Origin of the sequence: Micromonospora sp. RV43, assembly GCF_001029515.1 — a bacterium.
GTDB lineage: Bacteria > Actinomycetota > Actinomycetes > Mycobacteriales > Micromonosporaceae > Micromonospora > Micromonospora aurantiaca.
Genome location: NZ_LEKG01000033.1, coordinates 39948 through 48443, shown reverse-complemented (window position 1 = coordinate 48443; position 8496 = coordinate 39948). Strand labels below are relative to the sequence as shown.

12 protein-coding genes are annotated in these 8496 nt (G+C 70.9%); 4 read left to right on the top strand and 8 right to left on the bottom strand.

Annotated elements, in window-relative coordinates:
• Window positions 1-51 precede the first annotated feature (51 nt).
• The gene (locus tag ABD52_RS11410) at window positions 52-414 is read left to right on the top strand and encodes a hypothetical protein (protein WP_047891773.1); all 363 of its coding nucleotides are present in this window, start codon (window positions 52-54) and stop codon (window positions 412-414) included.
• A gap of 41 nt (window positions 415-455) precedes the next feature.
• Complete coding sequence (locus ABD52_RS11405; RefSeq protein ID WP_047891772.1) at window positions 456-1289, top strand: hypothetical protein; 834 nt, start codon at window positions 456-458, stop codon at window positions 1287-1289.
• A gap of 900 nt (window positions 1290-2189) precedes the next feature.
• Here the strand turns inward: ABD52_RS11405 and ABD52_RS11400 are convergent.
• The 8 genes from ABD52_RS11400 to ABD52_RS11365 all read right to left on the bottom strand — a co-directional run bounded on the left by ABD52_RS11400 (window position 2190) and on the right by ABD52_RS11365 (window position 7119).
• Entirely contained in the window at window positions 2190-3701 is a 1512-nt protein-coding gene (locus tag ABD52_RS11400) for a hypothetical protein (RefSeq protein WP_047891771.1), read from the bottom strand.
• Between the two features lie 312 nt (window positions 3702-4013).
• Window positions 4014-4577 carry a DUF1273 domain-containing protein gene (locus ABD52_RS11395; RefSeq protein WP_152748233.1) on the bottom strand — a complete coding sequence of 188 codons (564 nt, stop codon included), beginning with the start codon at window positions 4575-4577 and terminating at the stop codon, window positions 4014-4016.
• Window positions 4578-4666: 89 nt separating this feature from the next.
• Window positions 4667-5218 carry a hypothetical protein gene (locus ABD52_RS11390; RefSeq protein ID WP_047891770.1) on the bottom strand — a complete coding sequence of 184 codons (552 nt, stop codon included), beginning with the start codon at window positions 5216-5218 and terminating at the stop codon, window positions 4667-4669.
• A gap of 103 nt (window positions 5219-5321) precedes the next feature.
• Complete coding sequence (locus ABD52_RS11385) at window positions 5322-5612, bottom strand: hypothetical protein (RefSeq protein ID WP_047891769.1); 291 nt, start codon at window positions 5610-5612, stop codon at window positions 5322-5324.
• The gene (locus tag ABD52_RS11380) at window positions 5609-6244 is read right to left on the bottom strand and encodes a hypothetical protein (protein ID WP_047891768.1); all 636 of its coding nucleotides are present in this window, start codon (window positions 6242-6244) and stop codon (window positions 5609-5611) included. Before ABD52_RS11380 ends, ABD52_RS11385 begins: the two co-directional genes overlap by 4 nt.
• A 49-nt stretch (window positions 6245-6293) precedes the next feature.
• Entirely contained in the window at window positions 6294-6479 is a 186-nt protein-coding gene (locus tag ABD52_RS11375) for a hypothetical protein (RefSeq protein WP_047891767.1), read from the bottom strand.
• Window positions 6480-6504: 25 nt separating this feature from the next.
• The gene (locus ABD52_RS41400; protein ID WP_255352844.1) at window positions 6505-6636 is read right to left on the bottom strand and encodes a hypothetical protein; all 132 of its coding nucleotides are present in this window, start codon (window positions 6634-6636) and stop codon (window positions 6505-6507) included.
• A gap of 177 nt (window positions 6637-6813) precedes the next feature.
• Window positions 6814-7119, bottom strand: coding sequence for a hypothetical protein (locus tag ABD52_RS11365; RefSeq protein WP_047891765.1), 306 nt, complete (start codon window positions 7117-7119; stop codon window positions 6814-6816).
• 137 nt (window positions 7120-7256) lie between these two features.
• Between ABD52_RS11365 and ABD52_RS11360 the strand changes: the two genes are divergently transcribed.
• Both ABD52_RS11360 and ABD52_RS11355 read left to right on the top strand, forming a co-directional pair.
• The gene (locus ABD52_RS11360) at window positions 7257-7562 is read left to right on the top strand and encodes a hypothetical protein (RefSeq protein WP_047891764.1); all 306 of its coding nucleotides are present in this window, start codon (window positions 7257-7259) and stop codon (window positions 7560-7562) included.
• Window positions 7559-8494, top strand: a complete 936-nt coding sequence (locus ABD52_RS11355; RefSeq protein ID WP_047891763.1) for an AAA family ATPase — start codon at window positions 7559-7561, stop codon at window positions 8492-8494. Before ABD52_RS11360 ends, ABD52_RS11355 begins: the two co-directional genes overlap by 4 nt.
• Window positions 8495-8496: the final 2 nt, after the last annotated feature.

The following is an 8496-nucleotide window of genomic DNA, read 5'->3' as shown; positions in this document are numbered from 1 at the left end:
CGCTTCGACGCCCCGGCCGTACCCACCCCTCGCCCTGTGAAAGGACACCTCATGGCCGACGGCACCGCACTGCACCCCCTGTGGGATGCCATCGTCGACACGTTCCGCGACCAGCTCGGCAGCTGGGAGATGCCCGGCCCCGGCGAAGGCGTCCCCGACACCGACCACCTTCTCAGCACGATGGGCGACGCCTTCCGCGAGATCGGCGAGATCGTCGCCGCGTTCGGTCAGAAGCTCGACGGCGACACCTTCGTCGAGGCGGAGGTCTGCGACTACGTCGGCGACGTCGCCAACAGCCTGACCGCCATGGGTGACGAGGGCGACGACGTCTACGCCACCTGGCGAGAGGTCCAGGACGCCGACATCCAGCGACACGAGAACCCGCGGCCCGCCGAAGAGTCCGCGAACGTCTGACACCGCCCACCCACCCGGGACGGCGAGGAAGGGATGCAGCGATGACCACCCAGACCGGCAGGGCGCCGGCCAAGCAGCGGCCCATCAAGGTCAAGCCGCTGACGTGGCTCGGCCGGCCTTGGCGCAATCGGGCATTCCTGCATCCCCTCTTCGGCGCGCTCGTCGTGGCCGCGCTCGGCTCTGGTATCGAGACCGTCCGCAACGTCGGCCAGTACCCGACGTGGGGCCTGGCGCTCGTCACCGTCTTCGTCGGCGTGGTCGCCACGTTCGCCGGCGTCCTCAGCGCCGCCGGCGAGAAGTTCGCCGACGTAGCCCGCCTCTACATGGGGGCAACCGGGGCGGCTTCCGGGGCATGGCTCACTGTCGTCGCGATCATGCAGATGTACGGAGTGATTCCCCTGCTGATCTGGGCGGGCGGCCTCGCACCGCTGGGCTTCCCGGAGGGCAGCCTTCGCGGCCTTCTGCTCTTCGGTGTCCGGAGCCCACATCCAGCCGGGGATGCTGCGCAGCACGTCGCCGATCGACCGGGCGAGCGACGACAGCGCCATCGACAGCAGCGTGCCGAGACCGACGACGCGCAGGATGCGCGCGAGGCGGGACGACCGGCTGCGCCGCCACGCAGCGACGATAGGGCGGCGGACCTGCCGTCCAGCCCAGCGGGCAGGCCGGACGGTGACGGCGGCCAGACCACGGCCGAGGCCGCGGCCGACGCTGGCCCAGCGGCTGCGCCGTCGCTGCCGTCGGGCGTCGGCTCGGGCGGCTCGCTCCTGCAACCGCTTGCGGAGCTGACTGACGCGGTGCTGCTGCCGTGCGGCGCGCATCGGCTCACGGCGACGGCGCAGTCGCTCGCGCAGACCGCCGACGATGGGCAGTGAACGCGCGCCGCCGGTCGACCGACCAGCACCGGCACGAGTCGGTCGACTGACCGCACCGACCGACCGGGCCGCGCCGGTCGACTTCCGACCGACCGACGTCAACCGACCGCCCTTGGGTAGCGCAGACCCTGACCGACCGGCGGTCGACTTTCTCCCCGCCCCGCCCGAGGTGGCTGCGCGGCGAGCCGCAGCCTGGCCACGCCTGGCCGAGAACAGGCGGCCCGTCCGCCCGTTTCGCTTGGTCGACATGGCATTGCGACCGGCGGCAGGACGGCGCAGCGACCAGCCGTTGCGGCCTTGCTGTCCTCGGCGGGGGCCGTTCTTCAACCGCCGCTTGTAGTCGGCGAGCGCGACGGGCCCGAACACCGCGCCCGCTCCTGCGGTGCCGGCTGCCGCAGCTAGGCCGACACCGCCCCAGACGTTGAAGACGCCCAGACCGGCGATCAGGGCGGTCAGGAGACCGGCGCCGGCGATGAGAGCCCCGATGCCCTCGCGCGGCTCCTCCACGTCCAGCTCGGGGTCTGAGCCGGCGGGCACCCACATGGACAGGTCCGGGACGTCCGGAACGACATCGGGATCGGGCATCCAGGAGGCCGGATCGGGGAAGCCGGCCGTCTCACTGGCGCTTCCCGGGGTGTTCTCTGCCGCTTCGGTCTCGGTGTCCATCGTGTCCCTCCTTCCTCCTCGTGGGATGTCGGATGTGGTACCGACATGCCGACTTCACGGGCGGCTGTTGCCGTGTTTTCGCTGCTCACACGTGGTTGGGTGGTGGTGATGTCGGCTGCCGACATGCGACATCCGATATGCGCCCTGGCCGTCCGGGCCGTTGTCGACGGCGGCCACGCGCAGGCCGCGCGCGGCCTTGCTCGGGAGCCGCCGCCGACGCGGTCCGGTCATCGGTCACGCCCCCGCCGGAGCTGGCTCAGCGGCGCTGTCGGAGGCGACGTCGGCTCGGTCCTTGTATGCGGCGATCGCGTTCTTCGCCCGCTCGTAGGACCACTTCAGGTCGCCCCGGACGGTTGCCAGGGGCGGCACCTCGCGGCCGTACCTGGTCCGCAGGATCGCGGCGTTTTGGATCGACGCCGTGTTGTGCACGGCCTTGCCCGACTGCCCGTCGGCGGTCGAGTCCGTCCGGTCGGTCGATGCGCGGTTGGTGGTGGTCGGTCGGTCGGTCGACGGGTGGTCGGTCGGGGTCGGTCCGCTGTTCGAAGGCGCAGCCGTCGGTCGGGGGTCCGTCGGTGCGGGCTCGTCGGGTCGGTCGGTCCGTCGGTCGGTCGGCTCGTCCGTCCGTCGGTCGGCACGTCGATCGACGTTGAGTCGGTCGGCGTCCCTAGCCGTCGACGGGTCGGTCGGCCACGGGTAGCGGTGACCGCCTCGGTCGGTCGAGTCGTCGACTCGCTCGACGCCAGGGGGCGGCAGGAGCCGACCGAGCTCGTCAGGGCTGCTCGGGTCGACCTCGCGGGGGAGCTGCTCGGCGGTGATGTCGAGCTTGCGCATGGCGCGGACGATCCGCAGCGACCCGTCAGGGCACAGGTAGTGGTACCAGTCGATCGACAGGTCAACGGTGTCGATACCCAGCAGAATCGCCGTGCGGCACGCGCCGAAGGTGTCCCGGAACGAACCGATGCCCGGCATCCACCGCCGCCACCCGTACGAGGGGAGGGTGCGGCTGCGCCGGTTGTCGTCGCGCTGCACCCACGTGCGGACCCGTCGTAGCACCAGCTCCATCAGCGCGGGGCCGAGGATCGACATCAGCGGAAAGAACCACCAGGCGTCGTCCGGCGCCCCGACGCGGCTGCCGTGTCGGTAGTTGGCGAAGGCACTGGTCCCGGCGAACACCCACACGAACAGGCCAAACGCCCCTGCGGGCTCGCCTCGGACGGCGCAGTAGACCATCAGCAGAACGCACACCGCGGCGGCGGCGTCCAGGGCGATGAACACCGCCGCGGCCCAAAAGCGGTCCAGACCGAGGCCGGTGGGCGAGGCCGCCCAGTCGATGAGGTCCTGGGCGGACAGAGCGACCGGCGCGGCGACGACCACCGCCATCAGCACGGCCACGACGACCAGGCCGATGCGCGCCCCGGTGCCGAGCTGCGTCGGGGAGCGGTCCTTGCGGCGGGTGGCCTCCTGCTTGGGCCGGGCGGGCCGCGGCGGCGCGGACCGACGGCCGGTCGGTCGCCCGTCTGCCGGTGTCGGCCCCGGGCCCGGCGGTCGGTCGGTGCGGTCGGTCGGCTGCCGCGTGGGTCGGTCGCCTCGGTTCGGTCGGTCGACCGGCGGTCGGTCGGCGCGGTCGACCGCGCCGACCGGGGCGACCGGGTCGGTCGGCTGTCGGTCGGCCTGGCCGTCGATCAGGCGACCGGCGGCGGCGAGCAGCTTGCCGAGCCGGCGACGCGGTCGGTCGGCCGCGCCCACCCCCCACCGACCGACAGACCGACAGACCGACCGACGGGTGACGTCTTTCCGACCGACTGCGGCTGGTGATCGCCACCTAGCCGACCGACCGTTACGATCGGCGCAAACACGAGGCGATCAAGGGGCGAGGATGAGCGATGGCGGGGACCTGCGCAGCCGCCTGGCGCTCGGCCCCGACAACGACGCGGCGTGGCTGACCGTCGCCGAGGTCGCCGAGCTGTTCAGCACCCCGCACCGCCCGGTCAGTCGACACGCGGTCGACCGGTGGCTGAAGTCGCCCGTTTCGATCGAGGGCGTGCGGTACGTCATCCGCTACAAGTCACCGCCGGCTGGGAGGATCTGCCACCCGCAGGACGTGGCCGCGCTGCTGGAAGCATCCGAGCGTGTCCGTTCCGCCGACGATGTCGGCGCGTCCCCCGAGTAATCCGGCCTTACGCCGCGATCAGCTCCCGCAGCCGGTTCGGTGTTTGGCAGGCTCGTGCGCAGCCGCCGCGGGTCGAGGTGGATCACCGGGAGGCGTAGCCGGCCGGCTTTCCTCACAGCGGAGTAGGTGCCGCCGTCCTTCTTGCCGGGCAGCCAGACCGCGGTGACGGCCTTCGCGTCCAGGAGCATCCCGTCGTTGCGGGCATGCAGCAGCCGCACGTCGTAGCGCGGACCGAACTCGCGGACCCGGCTGGCGAGCGCCCGCAGACGCCGCCACTCCTCCTGGTCGGCCGGCTGCCACTTCGCGGGCTGCTGAGGGAACGGCACGTATGCCCACAGCTCCATCCCGGCGGCGAGCACCGCTTGGGCCCACCAGGTGTCGACGCCCAGGGCCATGCCGGAGACGCCGATCTGGGTTCCGTGCTCCTCGCGGAGCTTCACGGCCACGCGCATGAGCTCGCCCCTGACCCACGAGCGGGCGTCAGGGGCGAGGTGTTGAGGCCGGTGGCCGGTGGCACACACCACCGGCCACCGCTGGGGCGTCATGATCGATCCGGGAGTTGGAGCGGTACCAGTTCTTCTGCGCCCGGCTCTCGCCGAAGCACGCCGAGGCTGGCCAGGGCGGTACGAAGCTCAGCTCGGCTGATCCACGCCCGCGGCGGTGAGCCCGGGTGCGACTTCCACCGCGGCCGTAGGCCCGGCAGGCGTGGGCCCTGACCGGGCGCGGCTACGGACGACGACAACCGCCATTCGTAGCCGTACCGGCGCACGCGCACCCGGAACAGGGTCTCCGACTTAACCTTGAGTGCCCGCACAGGCTCTGCTTGGAACAGGTCGAGCCAGCGCAGCAACTCGCCAGGCGCATGGGGCAGTGTCGCGTGGATCTCCGACAGGGCCGGCAGCCACTCGGCGGCCTCGTTGTCAAAACGACGCGTCTTGGGCCGGGCAGGCGTTATCGAGATGTCGGACAGATAGAGGCCGTGGGCGACTATCAGCTCAGTCGCGCAACGCATCGCGTCGAGGACCTGCGGGACCTGGTCGGCACGGACCCGATCCCTGCGCGCGACCGAGTAGGTGGGGGCGGACTGGTTCAAAGGGGCTGTCTCCGTCCTTGAAGAAAGAGGCTGCGCGGCCGGGTAGCCGCCGCACGCGCCGGGCGAGCTGGTTCCGGCGCGACGGTGACGACCAGGTCGGCGATCAGCGGGCGAGGGCGAGCCCGTGAACCACCCAGACCGCGCCGATCAGCGTCGCCCGGTCGGTGTAGTTGCTCTCGTCGTCCTCGGGGGCCTGCTCGATGGTCAGCTCGGCCGAGCCGCGTGCCACGGTGGTGATGCGCCAGATCGCGGCGTCGGTGAAGACGATCCGCAGGACCGTGCCGTCGGAGAACGCGAGCAGGTCGCCCTTGTCCTCGTTGTGGTAGCCGAACTCCTCGCTGATGTCGCCGTCGATCTCGATGAGGTCGTCACTGGCGCCGTAGACGGTGATCATGCTTCTCCCCGGGTGGTGGTGGGTGAGGGTGCGAGCGCGATGGGCTGCGCGTCGGGGTTGGAGCGTTGCCAGTCCGGCAGGCACGCCGCGCAGGACAGCGCCCACCGGTACGGCACGGTCATGCCGGTGCTCGTCAGCGGCACCACCGCGACCGCTGGCAGCTCGTCGCCGTCGCAGTCGTCGAACTCGCACGGCGGTCGGCTGCCGGGTGCTGGCACGCCGGGCGTCGGCGTCCTGTCGTCCGACCGGCGCCAACGCAGCGCGTCGGCGAACACCGCAGCCCAGTCCGGGCAAGTCTTGCGTTCCGGGATGGTGGGCATCTCGGTCCAGCGGTGTAGGCGGCTGAGGCCTAACCCTGCCTCGTCGTACAGCAGCGCCTGCTGGATGCACTCGGCGCACGGCCCCTCGCCGCGGAACTCGTGTAGCTGCAGATGCCGGCTGTTCGCCTCGATGTGGATCCGCTTCCAGTCGATACGGCGGATCACCTCGTCGTAGAGCTGGTCGGCGGCATCCACGACGCGTTTCCGCATCTGGCGGGGGATGGTTACGGGCTCGCCGGTGAGTCCGTTCCAGACGTGGATGCCCACGACGCGGTGGACCAGACCCCGGACGATGTTCCTGCGGACTGGCATCGCTCAGCCCTCCATCGCTGCGTCGGGCGGCGTGGCCGTCGGGGTGTGGTCAGCCACGGTTCTGCGCCTCCTGACGGGCCAGGTCAACCAGCTGGCGTCCGTCGCGGACGAGCTTCGCCAGCTCGCCACCGGACATGTCGCCGAGCACCTGGGTGGCGGTGTCCTCGTCTCCTGCGCCGATGGCGAGGAGCGCTTCGGACTCGGGATGGTGGGTGCCGTAGTCGCGTATCCGCACGACGATTCCTCTCGGTAGGGGCGGTTCAGGTCAGGGCGGCGGCCACAGCGGGCACCGCGAGGAGGAGAAGCAGGGTGAGGGCCACGACGGCTATCAGGAACCCGCAGCCCCAGCCGTCGGGGTTGTAGACGCGCTCGCTGTTCGGGTCATCGCTCACGGTCGGCTTCTTCGGGCGCTGGCGGTCGGGTCAGAGCCGGGTCCGTCAGCGGAGCCGGTGTCACCAGCGGCCGGGCGAGGCGGGCCAGCAACTTGTCGGTGCAGCGGCGGCAGGCGCAGAACGTCGGGTGGGCCTTCTCCGGGGCCGTGGGTGCGGTGATCGGAAAGATCGGCGTCGTCACTTGACGCCGTTTTCGAGGATGGCGCGGCCGGCGTCGGTCAGGGCGTAGGGGTACGAGCCGAGGGTGTCTGCCCCCTCGCTGAGGTCTACGTCGATCCACCCGGCTTGCCGCATCTCGGCGGTCTCGCGGAGCACGGGTCGGCCCGGCAGGGTGGCGAGGTTCAGCGCGGTGTTGCTCCAGGTGGAGAACACGACCTGGCCGTGATCGACGTCCTGGAGCAGCGTGATCCGCTCCCTGGTCGGGCGCAGCGTCGGGCCGCTGGGAGCGGCGGTCGCTGTGCTGACGGTCTCGTGGTGGCTCACCGTGCCTCCGATGTTCTCGGTAAGGCCGCTCGCCTGGCATCATGCTCGAATGTAAGCGGCGATTAGTGGGAACTTCCGCGAAGCTATCGTTCATTTCCTTGCATTGCAAGCCTGGCTTGGGCGACACTGAGGCGGACATGACCGACTTCCAGAGGGAGCAGGAACTCCTGCTCGCCGCCGCCCGCGACTACGCGGCCGCAGGTGAGCGCATCCAGCGGGCCCGCGCCGCGGCCGAACAGACGAGGCGGGCAGCACGCACCACGGCGGTCCAGCGGGCACGAGCCAACGGCTTGACCTCGGCGCAGATCCGAGCGATCACCGGCTGGAGCAGCGAGACCGTCAGGCAGGCCCTCAACCCCGCCGCCTACGACCAAGCGACCCGCGCCCGGACCCAGCGACGAAAGGCCAGCAGAGTGCACCACCCCACGGGAGACGACCAATGACCCGGCGGCCACGGTTGACCGCGACCCGGGGCCTGCCCGCCTCCGGCAAAACAACCTTTGCCCGCCACCTCCAAGCCGAAGCGGTCGAGCAGGGCCGATTCGTCGCACGCTGCAACCGCGACGAGATTCGCGACCAGCTCCACGGCAGCCGCACCTACGACAAGGCCGCCGAGGAACAGGTCACCATCGCGCAGCAGGCTCAGGTCGAGCACCTACTCCGCGCCGGCGTTGACGTGGTCGTCGACGACATGAACCTCGCCGCCGACTACGTCAAGACGTGGATCGAAATCGCCGTCCGCACCGGCGCCGACTTCGAGCTGCGCGACGAGTTCCTCATGGTGCCGCTCGAAACCTGCATCGCCCGAGACGCGCAGCGCACGGGACGCGAACGCGTCGGCGAGGAGTTCCTCCGCAACACCCACCAGAGATACCTGGCACAGCACAAGGGCCGGCTGCCCATGCCGAAGCTCAAGACCCTGCCGTCGTGGGAGCCGTACGTGCCGGTACCGGGCGCCCCGCCCGTGGTGCTGGTCGACATCGACGGCACCGTCGCCCTGCGGCCGGTATTCGGCCGCAGCCCCTACGACATGACCCGCGTCGGCGAGGACCTGCCGAACGAGCCGGTCATCCTCGCCGTCCGGGCCATGCACGCCGCCGGCTACGGAGTCGTCTTCTGCTCCGGCCGCGATCACACCGCCTTCGACGCCACCGCCCACTGGATCGCCGAGCACGTGCAGGTCCCGTACCTGGGCCTGTTCATGCGCGAGGTCGGCGACAAGCGCGACGACGCGATCGTCAAAGCGGAGATCTTCGACCGCGAGGTTCGCGAGAAGTACCGCGTCATCGGCGTGTTCGACGACCGGCAGCGCGTCGTCCAGATGTGGCGCGCGCACGGCCTGACCGTCTTCCAGGTCGCCGAAGGGGACTTCTAACC

What these genes read in the sequence shown, in the direction of transcription:
- ABD52_RS11405 (WP_047891772.1), top strand. Translation starts at nt 456, where the DNA reads ATGACCACCCAGACCGGCAGGGCGCCGGCCAAGCAGCGGCCCATCAAG.
- ABD52_RS11410 (WP_047891773.1), top strand. Translation starts at nt 52, where the DNA reads ATGGCCGACGGCACCGCACTGCACCCCCTGTGGGATGCCATCGTCGAC.
- ABD52_RS11360 (WP_047891764.1), top strand. Translation starts at nt 7,257, where the DNA reads ATGACCGACTTCCAGAGGGAGCAGGAACTCCTGCTCGCCGCCGCCCGC.
- ABD52_RS11395 (WP_152748233.1), bottom strand. Translation starts at nt 4,577, where the DNA reads ATGCGCGTGGCCGTGAAGCTCCGCGAGGAGCACGGAACCCAGATCGGC.
- ABD52_RS11380 (WP_047891768.1), bottom strand. Translation starts at nt 6,244, where the DNA reads ATGCCAGTCCGCAGGAACATCGTCCGGGGTCTGGTCCACCGCGTCGTG.
- ABD52_RS11385 (WP_047891769.1), bottom strand. Translation starts at nt 5,612, where the DNA reads ATGATCACCGTCTACGGCGCCAGTGACGACCTCATCGAGATCGACGGC.
- ABD52_RS11355 (WP_047891763.1), top strand. Translation starts at nt 7,559, where the DNA reads ATGACCCGGCGGCCACGGTTGACCGCGACCCGGGGCCTGCCCGCCTCC.